Below are 21,008 nucleotides of genomic sequence, written 5' to 3'. Positions count from 1 at the left end.
CGGCAATCAGGATGCGACCGTATTCAATCCCGAAAAAAAGCCCCGCGTCCTGGAAGGAGTGCGGGGCTGTGTTGGCGCTGTCAGGTCAGGCTTGAGGCTGCCAACCACCGCCCAATGCCTTGTAAATCGCCACGATGCCACGGTAAAGGTCGATTTCTGCCTGAGCCTGAGAGTCTTCGGCCGCCAGACGTTCACGCTCCGCATCCAGTAACACAAGAAAATCTGCGGTGCCTTCGCGGTACTGCACCGATGCCAGTCTGGCAGCAGCGCGGCTCGATTCGCTTTGGCGCATCAGGGCCACCAGGCGTTGCTGGCGTTTGTTGTAATCGCTGAATGCGTTTTCCGACTCCTCAAGCGCAAGCAATACCTGTTGCTCGTAGTTGGCCAGCGCGCCTTCGGCATCCGCATCAGCGCTGCGAATCTGCGCCCGGACGCTGCCCAGGTCGAAGGCTGCCCACGTGATACTCGGGCCCAGCGACCAGGCTCTGGCGGCGGACGAGCCTATCTGCGAACCACGTCCTGCGGTAAAGCCCAGAAAGCCGCTGAGACTGACGCGGGGAAACAGGTCGGCAGTCGCGACACCGATGCGTGCGGTGGACGCGGCCAGCTGACGTTCGGCCGCGCGCACATCGGGACGGTTGCGCAGCACCTGTGTAGCGTCGCCGATCGGCAAGGCCTTGGCGATCGCCGGCAGCTTGCTGGGGCTCAAGTCCACACTGAGGCTTTCCGGACGCTCACCCAGCAGCGTCGCAATGCGATGGGTCTGGCGAGCCTGTTCGGCCTGCAATTGCGGAACCGTTGCTTCTACCGCTGCCAGGCGCGCATCGGAACGCATCACATCCAGTTCGTTACCGACTCCGGCATCACGCAGTTGAGTGGTGATGTCCTGAGACTTCTGCTGGTTGGTCAGGTTGTCCTTGGCGATGGCTTCACGCAATTGCGCCCCGCGCAGTTGTCCGTAGGCGTCCACCACTTCGGCAATCAGCGTTACCTGAAGCTGATACAGATTGGCTTCTGCCGCATCCTGGTCGGCATCGCTGGCTTCCAGTTGGCGCTGGATACGCCCGAACAGATCCACTTCCCAAGCCATATCTAGGCCCAGGTCATAGCGCTCGCTGTTGACGCGTCGCTCGGTGATGCCGGGCTGCTGACCCTTGCCGATGTCGCTGCTGGCGCGGCTGGTCACCACCGGCATGACGTCGTTGGCGACGTCATCGCGAATGGCCCGTGCAGACTTGAGGCGGGCAAAGGCGACACGCAGGTCGCGGTTGCCGTCCAGCGACCGGGTCACCAGCCTGTTGAGGGTAGGGTCCTCGAATTGCTGCCACCACAGGGTGTTGACCTTGCTGCGGTCATAGTTGCCCTGAGCTGCGGATTCCAGCTTGGCCGGCGCCGTTTCCGGCGCCTTGTAGTCCGGGCCGACGGCACAGGCTGCCAGCGCCAGGACCAGCAGGCTCGGGGCGAAGAGTTTAAATGCGCTCATCAATGCGTCTCCGCGGGCAGGTTTTGCAGAGTCTGTGCACGGGTGGCCTTGCGGGCCTCCTTGCGCTCGACGTAATTACGGATCAGCACGTAGAACACCGGCGTCAGCAGCAGCCCGAAGAAGGTCACGCCCAGCATCCCGGAGAACACTGCGACCCCCATCGCATGGCGCATTTCGGCGCCTGCACCGCTGGACAGCACCAGAGGCACGACGCCCATGATGAACGCGAACGAAGTCATCAGGATCGGACGCAGCCGCAGGCGGCAGGCTTCCAGTAAGGCGTCCAGCGGGCTCATGCCCTCAGCCTGTTTGTCCTTGGCGAACTCGACGATCAGAATCGCGTTCTTGCACGCCAGGCCCACCAGTACGATCAGCCCGATCTGGGTAAAGATGTTGTTATCGCTGCCGGCAATCATTATCCCGGCAATTGCCGAAAGCAGGGTCATAGGTACGATCAGGATTACCGCCAGTGGCAGGCTCCAGCTTTCGTACTGAGCCGCCAGCACCAGAAACGCCAGCAACACACAGAGCGGGAATACGAACAGCGCAGTGTTGCCCGAAAGGATCTGCTGATAGGTCAGGTCGGTCCACTCGTAGACCATGCCGGTGGGCAGTTCCTCACGCAGCAGTTTTTCCACTGCTGCCTGGGCCTGACCAGAGCTATACCCTGGCGCTGCAGCACCATTGATCTCGGCCGTGATAAAGCCGTTGTAGTGCATGACCCGGTCAGGGCCGGCGGTGTCACTGACCTTGACGAAGGTCGCCAGCGGGATCATTTCTCCGAGGTTGTTGCGCACCTTGAGCTGGCCGATCTGGTCGGCGTCCTGGCGGAACTGCTGCTCGGCCTGAACGTTGACCTGATAGGTGCGGCCGAACCGGTTGAAGTCGTTGGCATACAGCGAGCCCAGGTACACCTGCAGGGTGTCGAAGATATCGCTGACTGCCACGCCGTGGGTCTTGGCCTTTTCGCGGTCGATCGCGGCGTCGACCTGCGGCACGTTGACGGTGTAGCTGGTAAACAGCCCCGCCAGTTCCGGCACGCTGCGGCTCTTGGCAATGACGTTCTGGGTTTCCTTGTACAGCTCGTCATAACCCAGGTTGCCACGGTCCTCGATCTGCAGGCGGAAGCCGCCGATAGTGCCCAGGCCTTGTACCGGCGGAGGCGGGAAGATCGCCATGTAGGCTTCTTGAATAGACGCGAACTGGCCGTTCAGGGCGCCTGCGATGGCGTTTGCCGACAAGCTGGCGTCCTTGCGTTCATCGAACGGCTTGAGGGTCACGAATACCACGCCGTTGTTGGGACTGTTGGTGAACCCATTGATCGACAGGCCGGGGAAGGCAATTGCGTCCTGCACGCCTGGCTGCTTGAGGGCCAGTTCCGACATGCGCTTGATGACGTCCTCGGTACGGTCGAGGCTGGCGGCGTCCGGCAACTGGGCAAATGCAACCAGGTATTGCTTGTCCTGACTAGGTACGAAGCCGGTCGGTGTGCTGGCAAAACCCACCCAGGTCAGAACCATAAGCCCCGCGTACACCAGCAAGGCAATGCCGCTGCTGCGAATGACCCGAGCGACAGTGCCTACATAACCATGACTGGCTTTTTCGAAGAAGCGGTTGAACGGGCGGAACAACCAGCCGCCAAGCATTTTGTCGAGGAAACGCGAGAAGCGGTCCTTGGGGGCGTCATGACCTTTGAGCAGAACGGCGGCCAGTGCCGGCGACAGGGTCAGCGAATTGAACGCCGAGATAACAGTGGAGATGGCGATGGTCAGCGCGAACTGTTTGTAGAACTGCCCCGTGAGCCCGGAGATGAACGCTGCCGGTACGAACACGGCACACAGCACCAGTGCTGTAGCGATGATCGGCCCCGTCACTTCGGCCATCGCCTTGTGGGTGGCTGCGACCGGTTCAAGCCCCAGTTCGATGTTACGCTCGACGTTCTCCACCACCACAATCGCATCGTCCACCACGATACCGATTGCCAGCACCAGCCCAAACAATGACAGCGCGTTCAGCGAAAATCCGAACATGTGCATCACGGCGAACGTGCCGATCAGCGAAACCGGTACTGCCACCAACGGGATGATCGAGGCGCGCCAGGTTTGCAGGAACAGAATCACTACCAGGACAACGAGAATCAGGGCCTCGAACAGCGTGTGGATCACAGCCTCGATAGAGCCACGTACGAAGATGGTCGGGTCATAGACAATGCTGTAGTCCATGCCTTCGGGGAAGCTCTTCTTCAACTCGGCCATTCGCGCCCGAACATCGTTGGAGATATCGATGGCGTTGGAGCCTGGGCGCTGGAAGATCGGGATCGCCACCGCAGGCTGGTTATTGAGCAGGGAGCGTAACGCGTACTGGCTGGAACCGAGTTCGATACGTGCGATGTCCTTCAGGCGCGTGATCTCGCCGTCTGCACCTGCGCGAACCACCACGTTTTCGAACTCTTCTTCGCTGACCAGACGCCCTTGAGTGTTGATCGACATCTGGAAGCTGGTGGCATTCGGCGAAGGGGGGGAGCCCAACTGGCCTGCCGCGACCTGGCGGTTCTGTTCGCGGATTGCGTTGACCACATCCGTCGCGGTCAGATTGCGAGAAGCGGTCTTGTTCGGGTCGAGCCACACGCGCAGCGAGTAGTCGCCCATGCCGAACAACTGCACATCACCGACACCGCCCAGCCGCGCCAGCTCGTCCTTGATGTTGAGCACCGCGTAGTTGGACAGGTACAGCATGTCGTAGCGTTTGTCCGGTGACGTCAAATGCACGACCATGGTCAGGTCAGGGGAGGCCTTGTCCACGGTAATACCGATGCGTGTCACTTCTTCTGGCAGCTTCGGCTCGCTGCGAGTCACACGGTTCTGCACTTGCACCTGCGCGTTGTCCAGGTCAGTGCCCAGCGCGAAGGTGATGGTTAGGGTCAGCTTGCCGTCGGCGGTGGCCTGCGAGGACATGTAGAGCATGCCTTCTACACCGGTAATGGCTTGCTCCAGCGGCGAAGCGACGGTTTCGCCGATGACCTTGGGGTTGGCGCCGGGGAAATTGGCACGCACCACCACCGTCGGCGGCACCACTTCCGGGTATTCGCTGATAGGCAGCTTGAAGAGCGATATTGCACCGGCGATCAGGATCAGCAGCGACAGCACTGCGGCAAAGATCGGCCGTGAGATAAAGAATTTGGAGAAGTTCATCGGACGAGTCCCTTAGCCGCGTGGCGCAGTTGCGCTGGCGATATTGGCCGGTTTTGGCGTCACTTTTGGCTGGTTGCTGGCGTCGAGCGCCTGGCGTTGTTTGAGCAAGGCGGCGAGGGTCTCGGCGCTGGCCATCGGCGTCACTTCCGGGTCCACAGGCTGGCCGGGACGTACACGCTGCAAGCCTTTGACGACGATGGTGTCGTCCTTGCCCAGCCCGTTACGCACGATGCGCAAGCCCTCGATTTTCGGGCCCAGTTCGACCGCGCGATAGGCGGGTTTGTTGTCCTTGTCCATCACCAGCACGAATTTCTTGCCCAGATCGGTGCCCACCGCTTCATCGTTGATCAGCACGGCTGAGTAAGTACCACTGCCGACCAGCTTCAGACGTGCATAGAGGCCAGGGGTGAAGCCGCCGTCAGCGTTATCGAACACGGCACGACCGCGAATGGTGCCGGTCCTCGGGTTGACCTGGTTGTCGACAAAGTTCATCTGCCCCAAGTGCGGGTTGCCGCTTTCATTGGACAGGCCGAGGTAGACCGGAGTGGTCTGGCCACGCTGGCCCTTGCGGGCGAGTTCGGTGTACTTGAGGAACACGCGTTCGTCAGCGTCGAAGTAGGCATAGACCTTGTCGGTAGAAACCACGCTGGTCAGTGCGGTGACATCGGCGGTGACAATATTGCCGGCGGTAATTTCGGCCCGGCTTACGCGGCCTGCAATCGGCGCGGTCACGCGGGTGAAGCTGAGGTTCAGTCGGGCCAGGTCCAGTTGTGCCTGGATGGCTGCGACACCGGCCTTGGCTTCCGCCGCCGATGTCGTACGTGAGTCGGCCAGTTCTGCGGAGATCGCATTGTTGCTGCGCAGACGCTCACCGCGCTGGGCTTCGCTGTCGCTGCGTGATGCAACAGCTCTGGCCTGTTGCAGTTGGGCTTCGAGGCGACGGACTTCCGACTGGAAGGGGCGAGGGTCGATCTGGAACAGCAGATCACCTTTCTTGACCAGCGAACCGTCGGTGAAGGCGACATGATCGATCTGGCCAGACACCCGAGGGCGAACTTCGACGGTTTCCGGTGCCTCGAGACGTCCAGTGAACTCATCCCACTCGTTGACCGGCTGCTCCAAGACCTTGGCGACGGTGACTTTGGCTGCGCCGGGCGCTGCAGGGGCTTCTGACGTCTTGCCACACGCACTGATCACGATGAGAGCGATGGCAGTGAGGGGGAAGCGCAGCTGGCTGATTGTCTGGGGCATGGGAAGTTCCGCCGAGAATAGTGAATGGGCGGATTCTGTTGGCGGGGGGTGTTATTAACGAATCGAATAAATCGAAGGTTACTATCACCCGCAATGATGCACGGTCACAGGCCAGTCAACCGGCGATCCAAATCAGCATGTTCATGAGTTTCACCCCCGCGCATGACGAGTGCAACACGAGCTGGCACCGTATCTGGATAGCGCATCACTGGCTAAAAAAGCACATGGCATATTGCTATATGGGTGATGAATTCTTGCAATCGCCACGACTATCAAGTTGTCCGGCCCGGCGTCGATCTTTGGGTATCACGATAAATACCAAGGCAAAATTTGATGAAATCGACATGGCTGGACAACTTGAACGTCAGCAAAAAACTCAGTCTGGGCTTCGGCCTCATTCTGCTCGGCGTACTGACGGTGACCACTATTGGCTACCTCAGCACCAACCTGCTGATCGAGCGACTGGGCAAGGCGTCCAGGGTAGCTGAAGTAAAAGCAGATGCACTGAGCCTGAGGATCGCTGCGCAGACCTACACGGCAAAACCTGACGCAAGCACCCAGCAGGGTTATATCGCTGCTATCGACGACCTCGGCAAGACCATCGAGAACGGTCTGAAGATTCTGACCGTGCCGGTCAACGCCGATAAGCTCCGGGGCATCCGTGATCAGGCGGGCGGCCTCAGGCAGACGTTCGGCCAGTTGGCGGACAACAGCCAGAAAATCGACCAGGCCATGCAGCCGTTGATTACCATTTCCGAGCAAGTCAGCGGCAGTTTCGAAACGCTTCTGCAAAAGACCTTCGAAGACGCCTCACGCTCGCTTGATCAGAACGCTATCGATCAGGTCAAGGTTGCCGGTGACTTGCGCAATGGCATGACCAACTTCCGCCTGGTGTTCCGTCGCTATATCAGTATTCCTACCGCCGAAAACAAGCAGATCACCTTCGACGCAGCAGACTCTCTGATTACCCAGGTGGGCAGCGCGCGTACCCAGTTGCCGAACAAAGCCGGTCCGGCGGTGGATGCTGCCCTTGCGGCCTTGCAGCAGTACAAGTCGCTGATGGTTTCCATTTCCCAACTAATGCAACAGAACGACCAGTTCCGCGACACACTGCGCCAGCAGTCGCTGGACATAGTCAAAAGCTCCGATGGGTTGATGGCGGGTCAGGTGATCAGTGCAAACAACGAAAAAGACAGTGCAGTGACCCAGTTGCTCACCGTAGCCCTGATCGTTCTTTTGCTGGGCATCTTCGCAGCCATCCTGATTACTCGCCAGATCACGCGTCCTCTGGACTCTACGGTGATCGCTGCGCGGCGTATCGCTGACGGCGATCTGACCAACGACATCAGCACCACTCGCCAGGACGAACTGGGCCTGCTGCAGAACACCATGCAGCACATGACCGTATCGCTGCGTGCGCTGATTGGCGGTATCAGCGGCGGTGTGACCCAGATTGCCACGGCAGCCGAGGAGCTTTCGGCGGTCAGTGAACAGACCAGTGCTGGCGTCACTCAACAGAAACTGGAGGTAGACCAGGTTGCAACGGCCATGAACCAGATGGCGTCTACCGTGCAGGAAGTGGCTCAGAACACCGAAGATGCCTCGCAAGCTGCCAGGCAGGCAAGTGAGCGTGCCGCCCACGGTAGCAGCGTGGTGCAGCATGCCACTCGCGAAATCAGCCAGTTGGCGGGTGAAGTAGGGCAGTTGGGGCAGGCCATGCAGCGGCTGATTCAGGACAGTGACAAGATCGGTGGCGTGATCGATGTCATCAAGGCGGTTGCTGAACAGACCAACCTGCTGGCGCTGAATGCCGCTATCGAAGCTGCACGCGCTGGCGAGCAGGGCCGCGGGTTCGCCGTAGTGGCCGATGAAGTGCGCTCGCTGGCCCAGCGCACGCAAAAATCGACCACAGAAATCGAAGCCTTGATTCAGGCATTGCAGCAGGGCACCGGAGCCGCTTCGGATCTGATGGACGCCAGCCGTCAACGCACTGAAGGCACCGTGGAACTGGCCCGTCAGGCCGAACAGGCGCTGGTCGAGATCACTCACTCTATCGGCACCATCGAACAGATGAGTCAGCAGATTTCCGCTGCCGCCGAGGAGCAAAGCGCGGTGACCGATGAAATCAATCGCAGTGTTATCAGCGTGCGAGACATTGCCGACCAGTCGGCGACAGCGACCGAGCAAAGCGCTGCGTCTACCGTAGAACTGGCGCGCCTGGGCAGCAACCTGCAGGAGATGGTTGCGCGTTTTCGGATCTGACAATCGTTATGCGTAAACGGGAGCAGCGCTGAAGGTCAGCGTTGCTCCACCAACTGCAGAAAGCGTCGCGTTCGTTCATTCTTTGGGTCCAGCAGGATATCGCTGGCTGAGCCATCCGCCACAATTCGGCCGCCCTCCATGAATAAGACCCGGTCAGCGATGTCCTGGGCAAACTTCATTTCGTGGGTCACCAGCAGCATAGTCATCTGAAACTCATGGGCAATCGAGCGAATCACCGCCAGGACTTCCCCGACAAGTTCCGGGTCCAGCGCCGAGGTCACCTCATCGAACAGCATGATCTGCGGGCGCATGGCCAATGCCCTGGCAATCGCCACACGTTGTTGCTGACCACCGGAGAGCTGGCTGGGGTATGCGTCGGCTTTATGTGCAAGCCCCACCAGCCCGAGATATTGATGCGCGCGTTCAAGCGCCTCCTCGCGAGAAAGCCGGAGCACGCGCAATGGTGCTTCGGTGATGTTTTCCTGCACGGTGAGATGCGGGAAGAGGTTGAACTGCTGGAACACCATCCCCACCCGATGAATCACCGGGGCTCTGCGTGATCCTGGCCAGTGCCAACGCCCCTTGCGCGCCGGCACCTGCTCGCCAGCAACTTCAATGCTGCCGTGCTGATAGTTTTCCAGCCCTTTGATCAGCCGCAGCACAGTGGATTTGCCCGAGCCGCTGGGGCCGATCAACGCAACTTTCTGACCTTGCGGAATGGTCAGGTCCAGATGGTCGATAATCCGGTTGCTGCCGAAGTCCTTGACCACTTGTTTCAGTTGTATCTGCGCAGTCGTGACGGACGATAGGGCGGGGCTTGCGAGATCAGACATGAGTGCGCCTTTCCAGGTATTTGAACAGCAACGAAGTCGGCACGCTGATCGCCAGGAACATCAGCGCCATCACTGTGTACGGCTCGTTGTAGCGGTAGGTCATGCCAGCAATCTGCTTGGCCGCCTGAAACAGTTCGGGGATGGTGATCACTGCCAGCAGTGGCGTTTCCTTGAACATGCCGATCAGGTAATTACCGAGCACCGGCAGCATCGGTTTCAATGCCTGCGGCAGGATGAGGCGTCGCCAGGTATCGCCACGATCAAAGTCCAGTGCGCGGGCGGCTTCCCATTGCCCGGCAGGGATATCGTCGATTGCGCCGCGATACGCTTCGGCAATGTAAGCTGCGTAGTAACACCCCAGGCCAATCACGCCAGTGGTGATCGCCGGAAATGTGATGCCTGCCAGCGGCAGCGCAAAGAACAGCACGTACAACTGGACCATCAGCGGCGTGTTACGGAAAAAGCTCAGGTAGCCCTTGCTCAGGTAATGCACGAGCTTCGCCTGCGAGCGCAGGGCCAGTGCCAGAACCAGTCCCAACACCACCGCCAGCATGAAACCCAGCACCACCACCTGCACGGTCACCAGCAAACCCTGAAACAGCTCCGGCAAAATCGACCAGGCGAATGCAATATCGAATTCCATGTTCAGTCTCTCACCTGACGCCACGCGGTTGCGTGTCGTTCATAACGTCGGACCAGCCAGCTAAGCGGCCACGCCATGACGAAGTAGCAGATCAGGACGATGCTCCATATCAGCGTTTGCTGGCCCAGCGTCGTGACCAGTTGACTGCCGGTAAAGGTCAGGTCTGTCAGGGTGATGAGCGAAACCAGCGAGGTGGTTTTCAGCAACTCGACCAGTTGGTTGCCCATCGGCGGAATCATGAAGGGCAGGGCCTGTGGCAGGATGATTCGCCTGAACGCGTTCACTGGCCCGAAGTCCAGCGCCCGCAATGCATCGCGCTGGCCCTTGCTGACATTGATCAGTGCCGAACGGATGATTTCCGAACCATAGGCGGAAAACGTCAGGCCCAGGCCCAGTACGCCTGTGGTCATGGGTGACAGGCGAACACCGAACAACGGCAGGATGAAGAACAGGTAGAACAGCAGCACCAGCGCCGAAATACCCCGCAGCACTTCGACATAAATTGTGGCGAACCAGCGCAACACCCGAATCGGCGACAGGCGCATCAGGGCGATCATCAGGGAAAGCATCAGCACCAGAAGCTCGGCGAAGAAGGTGATCTGCAGCGTAACCAGTGAGCCGTGCGCCAGTTGTCTGGCTATAAACCCGGCAGTATCCAGTGTTTCAGGGTCGACAAGCATGGCCTGTACTCGTGTGGGTTAAGGCCTTGGAGGGGCAGCCCGCAGGCCGCACCTGTCATGGGTTGCAGCGTTGGGCTGCGGTAACGGCGGGCTCAGCCAGTTCGTTCTCGGTGTAACCGTACTTCTGCAGAATTTTCAGCAGTTCGCCGGACGCCCGTAGCTTGGCCAATTGCTCATTGAAAGCCTGTTCGAAAGCCGGGTCATTTTTCGGCAGACCGTAGGCATGGTAATTCCAGCCCGGCTTGCCGCTGGCGTCCGGGATCTGTTCGAACGGCAAAGCGCGCTCGATATCCGGACTGTTGGTCTTCTTGATCAGGCTGATGACTTCGGCGTCCGGGAAATACACCACGTCCACGCGTCCTGCCTGCAAGGCAGCCAGTGCCTCGGTGTCTTTATCGAACAACACGACATTGGTAGTGGCGATGCCACTGTCCCTGGCTTCTTGAACCTGATTGCTGCCTGGCTGCGTAGCCAGTCGCGCCTTGCCATTGCTGGCGACATCTTTAAGGCTGTGCAACTTCAGCGGGTTACCGGTTTTGACGATAAACGCACCACCGGATCGCGTGACCGGGTTAGAGAATGCAATCACCTTGCAGCGGTTCGGGTTGATGAACAGGCCTGCACCGATCAGATCGAAACGACCCGCTGCAAGCCCTGGCACAAGAGAACCGAAATCAGTGATCGGCGTCTCGATCTGTTTGATGCCCAGCGGTTCGAGAATAGCCCGCAGTATCTCTACATTGGCACCTGTGGCTTTGCCGTCGGTACCAATGTAGGCATAAGGCTGTTCGTTGGCGATGCCTGCGGTCAGGCCATCGCTGCGACCTTTTTCCAGCAAACCGGCGAGCGCCGGAAATGCCAGAGCGGCGTTTAACACTAAGGCCGAGCCGAACAGGACCGGGGATGACAAGAGTTTGATGCCTTTCATTGCGCGTGCTCGAAATAGGTGGAGGGAGGCGGGCATGTTGGCACTGAGCCTGCTCTTGCAGTCTGTTCTAAAGCGCTGCGCGTTTCGTATAAGGAAGCACCTTATAGCTATTAAAAAATAAATCTAAATATCAATAATGAATATGCATATGCGTTATTCAGGGCCTTGCGCGCTCTGAAAACGGCCTGGTCGCGATCATCTATCTATAGCCGCAAGACGGTTTACGAGTGCTGCTCGGGATACGGTTGTGGCAATGGACGAATCTTAAAGGCTAAGCGGGGCGGTTACTGGATTGTCGGTGTGCATCGCGCTATGGGCGCATGAGTAAAGGACTGACAGAGGATTCTGAAAATCGAGTCATTGGGTGGTGATCTCTGTCAGTGAGTGAGGAACATGCGTGCGCCGCAATGCCCCAATCTGACCTCGCAAGCCAACACTACTGCAAAAGCCACTGGCGCGTCGTGAAGGACGATCTACGCTGGAGATCGCGGCCACGCACATATGGATAGGCGGGCAGGCTGCGTAAACGGCCCTCTCCAAAGCAGTCATGATTGAAAACGAGTGTCGGATTGATGAAGAAAAGCTCTTTTACGTGGCTCGCCAGCTGGATGGCTCTGGTTTTGTTGGTCGGGCTAGGCGTCAGCTACATCGCCAGTCATGAGCAGGCCAGGTCGATTGATGCACATGTAGAGCAGGCGCTCAAAGAGGCCGGAGAGGGGATCGGCGATAACTTGCAGGCGCGCCTCAGGGTGTATGAATACCGCCTTCGCGGCCTGCGCGGTGCCATTCATATGCTGGATCTGGCGCATGTAAACAGTAGCCAGATAAGCCGCTACAGCAAGGGCCGCGATATCGAGAAAGAGTACCCCGGTGCGCGCGGTTTTGGTTTTATCCGTCGGGTACCAGCCAGCGAAGAAGCCGATTTCGTGAGGCGTGTCAGGGCTGATGGCATGCCGGACTTTAAAATCAGTCGACTGGGTACCCAACAGGGCGACCGGTTCATCGTTCAGTTCATCGACCCTCTGGCCCGCAATCTCCAGGCACCGGGGCTGGATATCGCGTCTGAGGAGCGGCGCCGCAATGCGGCGATTCAGGCCATGCTTACCGGGACTGCAACCCTGTCGGCACCTGTCACCCTGTTGCAGAACAACGATGATCACATGCGCTCGGTTCTGTTCATGTTGCCGGTTTACATCACTCCGGAAACCCCGCCCGATAGCACACAGCGCGAAACCTCTTTAATCGGCTGGACTTACGCGCCGCTGGCCATGCGTGAGGTGATGGGCAATCTGGACCCGGTGAACCACAGGCTGCACCTCAGGCTCTACGACGTCAGCGAGGGCAAGCAGCAGATCTACCAGACACCGGAAAACGGTCCCGAGCCGGAAATCCTGCAGACTTATGCTTTCGAGCGAGAAATCTATGGGCGTGTGTGGCGCATGGAAGTAGGTGCCCACCCACAATTTGTCGTGGCTCTCGATCCGGTCCCGGCGGGCAGGGTCTTCATCATCGGCGTGTTGGTCAGCCTTATGTTGACGGTGCTGGTCGGCACTCTGTTGGTGTCTCGCCAACGCAAGCAGCAGTTCATCGCCGGTCAGGCAAGGCTGGCGACGATTGTCGAAAACTCCAGCGATGCGATCATCGGTGAGGCGCTGGACGGGCGCATCATTACTTGGAACCGTGCTGCCGAGCAGATGTTCGGCTATGACGAGGGCGAAGTGCTGGGAAGCCCACTGGCACCGCTGTTGGTTCCGCCGCCGCTGGTTCATGAAGACGAACAACTGCTGAAACGCGTGGCGCGTGGCGAGCTGGGTTCGACGCTGGAAACCCAGCGCCTGCACAAGAGCGGTCAACTGATTGATGTGACGATCACCTGCAGCTTCATTCGCGAAGCGGACGGCACAATACTCGGTGCCGCGAAAATGATGCACGACATCACTGACCGCAAACGCGTCGAGCGCTACCTCATTGAGTTCAACGCGCAACTCGAGCAACAAGTCAGTGAGCGTACTGCCGAGCTTTCCAGAGTCGCCGGATTGCTACAGGCGGTGCTGGATGCTTCCTCGGAGGTTTCGATCATCGTTATCGATCCGCAAGGGCAGATCGTTGTGTTCAATCGAGGGGCTGAACTGCTGCTGGGCTACGGCAACTCGGAAATGGTCAGGCGCAAGGACCCGAGCGTATTTCACCTTCCTGAAGAAGTGGCCGCGCGCTCCGCAGAGCTGAGCCGTGAGTACGGCACCTCAATCGTAGGCATTGACGTATTTTTCTACAAAGCGGACCGTGAAGGTTCGGAAACCCGACAATGGACCTACGTGCGCAGGGACGGCACGACGGTGCCCGTCTCGATGATCGTTACGCCTATCCGTACTGCCGATGGAGAGGTTATAGGGCACCTTGGCATTGCTCAGGACATCACCGAGCGACTGCACCGCAACGCCGAGCTGCACGCAGCCAAAGCCAGCGCCGAGGCCGCCAATGCGGCCAAGAGCCTGTTTCTGGCCAACATGAGCCATGAAATCCGCACCCCCATGAATGCCGTGATCGGCATTTCCCATCTGCTGCATAACACTGCCTTGAACGATCAGCAGCGCCAGTTGCTGACCAAGTTGCAGATTGCCGGCAGGTCACTGCTGGGGATCATCAACGATATTCTGGACATCGCAAAAATCGAGGCGGGAGAGATGCGGCTGGAAAATAATCCTTTCAGCCCGCGGCTGCTGTTCGACGAGTTGAGCGAGCTGTTTTCACCCCAGGCGCAGGAAAAAGGTCTGCGTTTTTCGGTCAGTGTAGTCACCCCGTTACCTGGCTTGCTTATAGGTGATGCATTGCGCGTCAATCAGATCCTCATGAATCTGGTCGGGAATGCGCTGAAGTTCACAACCGTGGGCGGCGTCGATGTGACGGTGAGTTGTGAAAGCGATACTGCCGATACCTGCTGGCTGCGTTTGTCTGTGCAGGATACGGGCTGCGGCATACCGGCCGATGTGCTTGGTCAGTTATTTTCTCCCTTTACTCAAGCGGACGCCTCTACAACGCGCAGGTTTGGTGGCACCGGGCTGGGTCTGTCGGTGGTACGCGGGCTCTCCGAGCAAATGGGAGGTCGGGTCGGGGTAGAGAGCGAGCTTGGTGCAGGCAGTGAGTTCTGGGTGTCATTGCCGTTTCGGATCAGCCAGAGTGACGTCGATCCGTCAGGCACCGGAAACAGTCTGGAGGTCATGCTGCTCAGCGACGACGCGCCGTCATCCGCGATGCTGCAGCGGCTATGTCGCAGCCTGGGCTGGCGGGTTACCAGCCTCGCCGATGAGCAGACACTGCACAACACCTTGCAGGAGCGTAAGCAGAGGAATGCTGCAGTGCCGGACGTGCTGCTGGTTGACTGGCAAAGGCCGCCTGTTGAGGAGGTTAAACGTCTGATTGACTCGACGCCACTCCCGATCATTCTGGTCACCCAGTCCGAGGCGTGGGCAGAGTTGGGTCCGCTGGTTGACACGGTATTGCTCAAGCCGCTGGACAGCTCGGCACTGTTCAATGCGGTAAATGCTTGCATCGCCAAGTACCAAGGCAGCACCGAACGAGTCATTCAGGCCACGCGCCTGGATACGTCCATGACACTTTGGCTCAGCGGCTTGAACCTGCTGCTGGTAGACGACAGCGACATCAATCTGGAGGTCGGCAGCCTGCTCCTGCAACAACAGGGCGCTTTGGTACAAACCTGCACCAACGGGTTTCTGGCCCTCGAACGGCTACGTCAGACGCCAGACTTCTTCGACGCTGTGCTAATGGATGTGCAGATGCCGGAAATGGATGGCTATGAAGCCACGCGGCGCTTGCGCAACGAGCTGGGCCTGACCCGTCTGCCTGTGCTGGCGTTGACCGCAGGTGCTCTGGCAGAAGAGCGGCGACAGGCGGAGCTGGCGGGTATGGATGACTTCCTCACCAAGCCTCTGGACCCCGCAGCCTTGATCCGGGCAATACGCCGTGCTGTCGAGCGTGTAAGAGGCGCTCCGCTGGCGGTCGGCGCAATAGTGCAGGACGCACCGGCACATTCCGAATGGCCGGTGATCGAGGGTATCGACACCCAGGAAGTCGCCGGTCGGCTCGGCAATGACGTGCCCTTGTTTCTGTCGTCCCTGAGGCGTTTTTTCAACGAATTCGTCGAGTTTGGCGAAAGCGAAAAGGTTCTGATGCGTGCGCGGCAAAACTCCGCTCAGACAATTGCCGATCTGCATAAGCTGCGCGGCTCTGCGCACCTGCTAGGCGCGACCGAGACGGGGCGTCATGCCGGTCTGGCGGAAACCTTGCTGCGCGATGGCCATGACCCGGAACAGGCGCTGCGAGACCTGAGTGCAGCGTTCCGGGTGTTGCAGGAGTGTACTTCGGTACTTCCGGACATCACGCCAATGCCGCACAGCGATGCGGATCTCGAGACCTCTCGAGAAGCGCTTTCAGCGCTACGTGAGTTGCTCGAAAACCGTGATATCGCCGCACTGGATCAGTTTTCGCAAGCTGCGCCTGCTCTTCGCGAACAGGCCGGGCAGGCCTTGGTCGAGCAGCTTTGGCTGGCCATTGAAGGGCTGGAGTTCGAGCAGGCGCTGCAACTGCTCGAACGGGCGGACTTATGAACGGAGCTTTTCCCACCATGGAACCTGTACCCAGTCTGCTTATTGTAGATGATGATATTTCCGCCATTCGGGTGCTGAGCAAAGTCCTTCAGGGCCTGGGGCAGATTCGTTTTGCCACGAGCGGCGTCCAGGCGCTGAAGATGGTCAGGGAAATGCGCCCGGACCTAATCCTTCTCGACGCCGAGATGCCTGGAATGAACGGATTTGAAGTCTGTGAAGCGCTAAAAGCCGATCAACTGTTCAAAGACGTCCCGGTCATCTTCGTCACCAGCCATACCGAAACCCGCATCGAGGAGGCCGGACTGGCGCTCGGTGCGGTGGATTTCATCGGCAAGCCGATTCAGCCATTGATCGTCACGGCCCGGGTAAAGACTCATCTGCGCCTGAAGATGGCGATGGATCAGCTCAACCTGCTGGCGCAGACCGACGGCCTGACCGGCCTTGCCAACCGGCGCTTTCTCGACCAGAGCATCGAGCGCGAGTGGCTGCGCGTGCGGCGTAACCAGGGGGCGTTTTCGCTACTGCTGCTCGATATCGATTTCTTCAAGCGTTACAACGATCGGTATGGTCACCTGCAGGGTGACGAGTGCCTGATATCCATTGCGCATGCATTGAGGTGCTGCGTGCACAGATCGACCGATCTGGTGGCTCGTTACGGCGGCGAAGAGTTTGCGGTGCTGTTGCCGGATACGGGCGCAGAGGGCGCCTGTCGGATGGCGGAGGACATTGTGCAGCACATTCATAGCCTGAAAATGCCCCATGAGACCGGTGACTTCGGTCGGGTCACGGTGTCAGTTGGGGTGGCAAGTCTGGAGGCCGGTACGTTGCCTGTTACGCGCCCCGGCACGGCGGTCACACCGGTGCCCGACTCGATTGCTGTGGCCTTGTTGGCTGAAGCAGACCGGGCCTTGTATCGGGCCAAGCACGAAGGTCGAAACTGCAGCCGGTTTGTGCCGATAGAGGTTGAACAGTGATTGTACGGCCTGTGTTTTTGTAAATGGCCTTGTGACCCTGGCAGCCTTCTGTATCGCCGCTACTGTTTTGAGTCAAACCGCGCTCTTCTTGAGCTCTGCTTCAAGGCGGTCAATGAACAGGCGCACGCGGTGAGGCACACGCTGGCGGGTTGGCAGGACAGCCGTGACAGACAATTGTTCGGGGATGACATCCTCCAGGTCCACTCGCCGAAGGCTGCCTTCGTTAATTTCCTGTTGAACATCCCAATAGGTCAGCATGGCCAGCCCCATGCCTTGTCTGCACGCTGTGCGAACGGCTTCGACACTGTTGGCAGAGAACGACCCCAGAGCGCGAACGGTCACTGGTTCGCCGTGCCGGGTGAACGACCAGAAGGGCATTGCCTGCAAGGCGATGCACTGGTGGTGCCTGAGTTCGTCCAGAACCAACGGCATGCCGCGCCGCACGAGGTAGTCAGGGCTTGCGCACACCACCCGAGGGTTGGGCGCCAGTGATCTGGCGACCAGTGCCGAGTCGCGTATTGTGGCAATCCGGATGGCGACATCGATTCCCTGCCCGGCAATGTCCACGATGCTGTCTGACAGGGTCAGATCGATGCTCAACGCCGGGTTTTCCAGCATCAATGCAGGCAGCATGGGCATGATGACTGTCTGGCCGAACACACTCGGCGCCGTTACCCGCAAAATGCCGCTGGCTGTGCCCGCATCGGCCTTGAGCGTGGCGCGAGCGGTCTCGTTTGCGTCAAGCATGGTTTTGGCGTGAGGCAGAAAGACTTCGCCCTCGGGCGTCAGCGACACTGAACGGGTAGTGCGATGAACCAGTCTCACTCCCAGGTCGTTTTCCAGCGCAGCCAGGCGTCTGGAAACTGCCATGGGAGATAGCCCGAGGCGCCGGGCCGCGTCGGACAGGCTCCTGCCGGAGGCAATGGCTGCGAACACCTCTACGTCAGAAATTTGCACAGATTCTATCCATTATCGTTAAACCGCTTTATCGGAACGCTTGGGTTCCAATGAGCTGCTCATGCACTTACCGTCGTGCAGGTTGTGTTTATGACTGCGGCAATTCGCAGGCGATCTGCACCGTGAGGGTTAGAAGTATGAGCGAGATAAGCAAGCACGTTACCGCCCCGTTCGATATAGGTCATCTGAAACTGAAGAACAGATATGCGCTCGCGCCCATGACACGCGTCAGTGCGACCGAAGAAGGCTGTGCCACACACGCAATGGCCCGGTATTATGAGCGTTTTGCCAAGGGCGGTTTCGGCCTGATCATCACTGAGGGCAACTACACCGATCGCAGTTTTTCCCAGGGATATCGGTTCCAGCCCGGGATCACCGACGACGAGCAGGCCCAGGCGTGGCGAGCTACTACCGAGGCACTTCATCGTCATGGCAGTGCCGTGATTGCGCAAATCATGCACGCGGGCGCGCTCAGTCAGGCTAATCGCTTTGTCAACGAAGCTATCGGCCCTTCGGCCATTCGCCCCAAAGGCGAACAAATGGCGTTCTATTACGGCGAGGGCAGCTACCGTGTTCCGCGTGCCTTGAGTGACAAGGATATCGCCGACGTCATTGGAGGGTTTGTCCGTGCCACACAGCTGGCTATCGGCACTGCGGGTTTTGACGGTGTCGAGATTCATGGCGCGAACGGCTACCTGCTGGATCAGTTTCTGACCGACTACAGCAATCAGCGTACGGATCAATGGGGCGGCGACGTCGAACAGCGCCTTCGCCTCACGTTTGAGGTCATCGCCGAGGTCAAAAAAGTCGCTGGGCAGGCCCCGGTCGGAGTACGTCTTTCACAAGGCAAGGTTAACGATTTTGAGCATAAATGGGCGGGCGGGGAGCGCGATGCGGAAATCATCTTCGGTGCGCTGGCCGATGCCGGTGTCGATTACATTCATGTAACAGAACATGAAGCATGCCAGCCTGCTTTCCCCCAGGGTGAAGCCAGCCTGGTCAAGCTGGCCCGTCGCTACGCCCCCGGTGTTGCGCTGATCGCCAATGGCGGGCTGCACGAACCGGATAAAGCCCAGCAGGTACTCCAAGACGGCGCAGACATCATCGCCGTGGGCAAGGGCGCACTGGCCAACCCGGATCTGCCTCGGCTACTGCTTGAGGGAGGCGCAGTCCGCGACTTTGATCCATCCATTCTCGGGCCGATTGCCAACATCAAAGACCGCGAGCTGGCGTTCAACATGGCGAGTTGAGCGAGTACAGGCTGCCTTGCGTGAACAGCCGTTCCGGGCTGTTCACGCCTATGGCTCAATCCATGACGTCCGTCAAACCTTGATCTTCTCCAAGAAACCCGCCGCTCTGGTGATGCCACAACCGCGCATAAACACCATTTTTCCCGAGCAGTTCGCTGTGCGTGCCTTGTTCGATGATTCGCCCGTCGTCCATGACAATAAGCCGGTCCATGGCCGCAATCGTCGACAGCCGATGAGCGATGGCGATCACGGTCTTGCCCTGCATCATGTCATCAAGGCTTTCCTGAATAGCGACTTCGACTTCCGAGTCTAGCGCGCTGGTGGCTTCGTCGAGTAGCAGGATCGGGGCATTCTTGAGCATCACCCGGGCAATCGCGACGCGTTGACGCTGGCCGCCAGACAACTTGATGCCGCGCTCACCCACTAGTGTGTCGTAGCCGCTATGGCCTTGCTTGTCGCTCAGTTGACTGATAAACCCGTCTGCCTGTGCACTGACCGCGGCGCTGTGTATTTGCGCATCGGTTGCGTCGGGACGGCCATAAGCGATGTTATCGCGAATGGAGCGGTGCAGCAGCGAGGTGTCCTGAGTGACCATGCCGATGGCGCTGCGCAGGCTGTCCTGGGTAACGTGCGCAATGTTTTGCCCATCGATGCTGATCGAGCCTTTATCGACGTCGTAGAAGCGCAACAGCAGGTTGATAAGGGTGGATTTTCCGGCGCCGGAGCGGCCTACCAGCCCTATTTTCTCACCCGCACGAATGCTCAGGTTCAGACCATCGAGTACCTGGCGTTCGCCGTTGTAGTTGAAGCCCACATTGTCGAACGTCACCGCGCCACCCTTGGTCGTCAGAACGGCGGCGTCCGGTGCATCCTTTACTTTGGGGCCTCGGGTCAAGGTCTCCATGCCATCCTGCACGGTGCCTATGTTCTCGAACAACGAGGTCATTTGCCACATGATCCAGTGCGACATGCCGTTGATGCGCAGCGCCATGGCAGTGATCGCCGCTACGGCACCTGTGCCGATCTGACCCTGGTGCCACAGCCACAGTGCATAGCCGCCTGCACCCATGATCAAGGCCACTACCAACGCCTGGTTGACGATTTCGAACTGGCTGACGAGGCGCATCTGACGCAAGCCGGTCAGCTTGAAATCCTCCATCGCAGCGCGCGCGAAATGTGCCTCACGTTTGGAGTGAGAGAACAGCTTCACCGTGGTGATGTTGGTGTAGGCATCCGAGATACGCCCGGTCATCGATGATCGCGCATTGGCCTGCTCCTGGCCGACTTTGCCCAGGCGAGGCACAAAGTACAGCATGGCCATGCCGAACAACACGATCCAGGCAAGGAAAGGCAGCATCAGCTTCAGGTCGAAGGCGCCGGCCAGGGCAATGATCGCGATGAAGTACACCCCGATTCCGGGCGCGATCTCGATGAGGGTGAACAGCACGTCGCGCACCGACAGCGCCGTCTGCATCACCTTGGTGGTGACCCTGCCGGAGAACTCGTCGGAAAAGAACGACAGGCTTTGCCGCAGCATCAACCGATGGAAGTCCCAGCGCAGCCGCAGTGGCAGGTTGATCGCCAAGACTTGGTGCTGCACCATCGTGCGCAAGGCCACCAGCCCGATGCTGGTCAGCAACACCAGGCCGATGCCCCACAGCACATGGCTTTCCTGTAAGGCAGCATCGCCGCCAGCCTGCCAGGTCGAGAGCAGGTCCACGACCTGCCCGAGGAAAGAAAACAGCCAGGCTTCGTAAATCGACACGCCGGCACTGAGCAGTGCAAGCGCAAGGACATAACCCCTGGCGCCCCGCGTACAGGCCCAGAGAAACCGTACCAGGCCGTCAGGCGGAGGCGGGACTTCGTCAGGCGGGAAGGGGTCTAGCCATTTTTCAAACGCGCGAAGCATGGAGGTCTCCAAAAAAATATTC

At 59.1% G+C, this 21,008-nt stretch carries 13 protein-coding genes and 1 pseudogene; 5 read left to right on the top strand and 9 right to left on the bottom strand.

Annotation, left to right across the window (positions count from 1 at the left end; translation table 11 throughout):
* Nucleotides 1–85: 85 nt before the first annotated feature.
* From POR16_RS13270 to mexE, 3 genes are read right to left on the bottom strand one after another with little or no spacing between them, the layout of a single operon-like run.
* Nucleotides 86–1,483: an efflux transporter outer membrane subunit gene (locus POR16_RS13270; RefSeq protein WP_053480265.1), complete on the bottom strand. Its 1,398-nt coding sequence runs from the start codon at nt 1,481–1,483 to the stop codon at nt 86–88.
* Nucleotides 1,483–4,674 (bottom strand): efflux RND transporter permease subunit, encoded by a 3,192-nt coding sequence (locus POR16_RS13265; RefSeq protein WP_122381167.1) that lies wholly within the window; start codon nt 4,672–4,674, stop codon nt 1,483–1,485. Before POR16_RS13265 ends, POR16_RS13270 begins: the two co-directional genes overlap by 1 nt.
* A 12-nt stretch (nt 4,675–4,686) precedes the next feature.
* On the bottom strand, nt 4,687–5,925 hold the full coding sequence (gene mexE / locus POR16_RS13260; protein WP_005894165.1) for a multidrug efflux RND transporter periplasmic adaptor subunit MexE: 1,239 nt from the start codon (nt 5,923–5,925) through the stop codon (nt 4,687–4,689).
* A 333-nt stretch (nt 5,926–6,258) separates the two neighbouring features.
* On the opposite strand from mexE, the pseudogene POR16_RS27075 reads away from it, so the two are divergent.
* Both POR16_RS27075 and POR16_RS27070 read left to right on the top strand, forming a co-directional pair.
* Nucleotides 6,259–7,284: pseudogene (locus POR16_RS27075) on the top strand (methyl-accepting chemotaxis protein); the annotation flags it as partial.
* 30 nt (nt 7,285–7,314) lie between these two features.
* Nucleotides 7,315–8,187: a methyl-accepting chemotaxis protein gene (locus POR16_RS27070; protein WP_371906423.1), complete on the top strand. Its 873-nt coding sequence runs from the start codon at nt 7,315–7,317 to the stop codon at nt 8,185–8,187.
* Between the two features lie 35 nt (nt 8,188–8,222).
* On the opposite strand, the gene POR16_RS13250 is transcribed toward POR16_RS27070, so the two are convergent.
* The 4 genes from POR16_RS13250 to ehuB are packed head-to-tail and all read right to left on the bottom strand — an operon-like array spanning nt 8,223 to nt 11,271.
* A complete protein-coding gene (locus tag POR16_RS13250) occupies nt 8,223–9,020 on the bottom strand; it encodes an amino acid ABC transporter ATP-binding protein (protein ID WP_005894168.1) in 798 nt (265 codons plus the stop codon).
* A complete protein-coding gene (ehuD, locus tag POR16_RS13245) occupies nt 9,013–9,663 on the bottom strand; it encodes an ectoine/hydroxyectoine ABC transporter permease subunit EhuD (protein ID WP_005894169.1) in 651 nt (216 codons plus the stop codon). Before ehuD ends, POR16_RS13250 begins: the two co-directional genes overlap by 8 nt.
* A gap of 2 nt (nt 9,664–9,665) precedes the next feature.
* Complete coding sequence (gene ehuC, locus POR16_RS13240; protein ID WP_005894170.1) at nt 9,666–10,343, bottom strand: ectoine/hydroxyectoine ABC transporter permease subunit EhuC; 678 nt, start codon at nt 10,341–10,343, stop codon at nt 9,666–9,668.
* 55 nt (nt 10,344–10,398) lie between these two features.
* Entirely contained in the window at nt 10,399–11,271 is an 873-nt protein-coding gene (gene ehuB, locus POR16_RS13235; RefSeq protein WP_005894171.1) for an ectoine/hydroxyectoine ABC transporter substrate-binding protein EhuB, read from the bottom strand.
* 572 nt (nt 11,272–11,843) lie between these two features.
* On the opposite strand from ehuB, the gene POR16_RS13230 reads away from it, so the two are divergent.
* Together POR16_RS13230 and POR16_RS13225 are read left to right on the top strand one after the other, a co-directional pair.
* Nucleotides 11,844–15,896: a CHASE domain-containing protein gene (locus POR16_RS13230; RefSeq protein WP_122381166.1), complete on the top strand. Its 4,053-nt coding sequence runs from the start codon at nt 11,844–11,846 to the stop codon at nt 15,894–15,896.
* A 17-nt stretch (nt 15,897–15,913) separates the two neighbouring features.
* A complete protein-coding gene (locus POR16_RS13225; RefSeq protein ID WP_005894175.1) occupies nt 15,914–16,870 on the top strand; it encodes a diguanylate cyclase in 957 nt (318 codons plus the stop codon).
* A gap of 72 nt (nt 16,871–16,942) precedes the next feature.
* Here the strand turns inward: POR16_RS13225 and POR16_RS13220 are convergent, their stop codons facing one another.
* Nucleotides 16,943–17,827, bottom strand: coding sequence for a LysR family transcriptional regulator (locus POR16_RS13220; protein ID WP_042932704.1), 885 nt, complete (start codon nt 17,825–17,827; stop codon nt 16,943–16,945).
* 137 nt (nt 17,828–17,964) lie between these two features.
* Here POR16_RS13220 and POR16_RS13215 point away from each other — a divergent pair, with 137 nt between their 5' ends.
* Nucleotides 17,965–19,077: an NADH:flavin oxidoreductase gene (locus tag POR16_RS13215; RefSeq protein ID WP_005894177.1), complete on the top strand. Its 1,113-nt coding sequence runs from the start codon at nt 17,965–17,967 to the stop codon at nt 19,075–19,077.
* Nucleotides 19,078–19,132: 55 nt separating this feature from the next.
* Here the strand turns inward: POR16_RS13215 and POR16_RS13210 are convergent, their stop codons facing one another.
* Nucleotides 19,133–20,986 (bottom strand): ABC transporter ATP-binding protein, encoded by a 1,854-nt coding sequence (locus POR16_RS13210; protein ID WP_024691136.1) that lies wholly within the window; start codon nt 20,984–20,986, stop codon nt 19,133–19,135.
* Between the last annotated feature and the right edge of the window lie 22 nt (nt 20,987–21,008).

It is taken from the genome of Pseudomonas coronafaciens pv. oryzae str. 1_6, from assembly GCF_000156995.2.
Classification (GTDB): domain Bacteria; phylum Pseudomonadota; class Gammaproteobacteria; order Pseudomonadales; family Pseudomonadaceae; genus Aquipseudomonas; species Aquipseudomonas tremae.
Note: the sequence above shows the minus strand (reverse complement) of the source record. Positions and strands in the feature narration are given on the sequence as shown.

Coding starts and splice junctions, on each gene's coding strand:
- POR16_RS13270 (WP_053480265.1), bottom strand. CDS start 1,483: ATGAGCGCATTTAAACTCTTCGCCCCGAGCCTGCTGGTCCTGGCGCTG.
- POR16_RS13265 (WP_122381167.1), bottom strand. CDS start 4,674: ATGAACTTCTCCAAATTCTTTATCTCACGGCCGATCTTTGCCGCAGTG.
- mexE (WP_005894165.1), bottom strand. CDS start 5,925: ATGCCCCAGACAATCAGCCAGCTGCGCTTCCCCCTCACTGCCATCGCT.
- POR16_RS27070 (WP_371906423.1), top strand. CDS start 7,315: ATGCAGCACATGACCGTATCGCTGCGTGCGCTGATTGGCGGTATCAGC.
- POR16_RS13250 (WP_005894168.1), bottom strand. CDS start 9,020: ATGTCTGATCTCGCAAGCCCCGCCCTATCGTCCGTCACGACTGCGCAG.
- ehuD (WP_005894169.1), bottom strand. CDS start 9,663: ATGGAATTCGATATTGCATTCGCCTGGTCGATTTTGCCGGAGCTGTTT.
- ehuC (WP_005894170.1), bottom strand. CDS start 10,343: ATGCTTGTCGACCCTGAAACACTGGATACTGCCGGGTTTATAGCCAGA.
- ehuB (WP_005894171.1), bottom strand. CDS start 11,271: ATGAAAGGCATCAAACTCTTGTCATCCCCGGTCCTGTTCGGCTCGGCC.
- POR16_RS13230 (WP_122381166.1), top strand. CDS start 11,844: ATGAAGAAAAGCTCTTTTACGTGGCTCGCCAGCTGGATGGCTCTGGTT.
- POR16_RS13225 (WP_005894175.1), top strand. CDS start 15,914: ATGGAACCTGTACCCAGTCTGCTTATTGTAGATGATGATATTTCCGCC.
- POR16_RS13215 (WP_005894177.1), top strand. CDS start 17,965: ATGAGCGAGATAAGCAAGCACGTTACCGCCCCGTTCGATATAGGTCAT.
- POR16_RS13210 (WP_024691136.1), bottom strand. CDS start 20,986: ATGCTTCGCGCGTTTGAAAAATGGCTAGACCCCTTCCCGCCTGACGAA.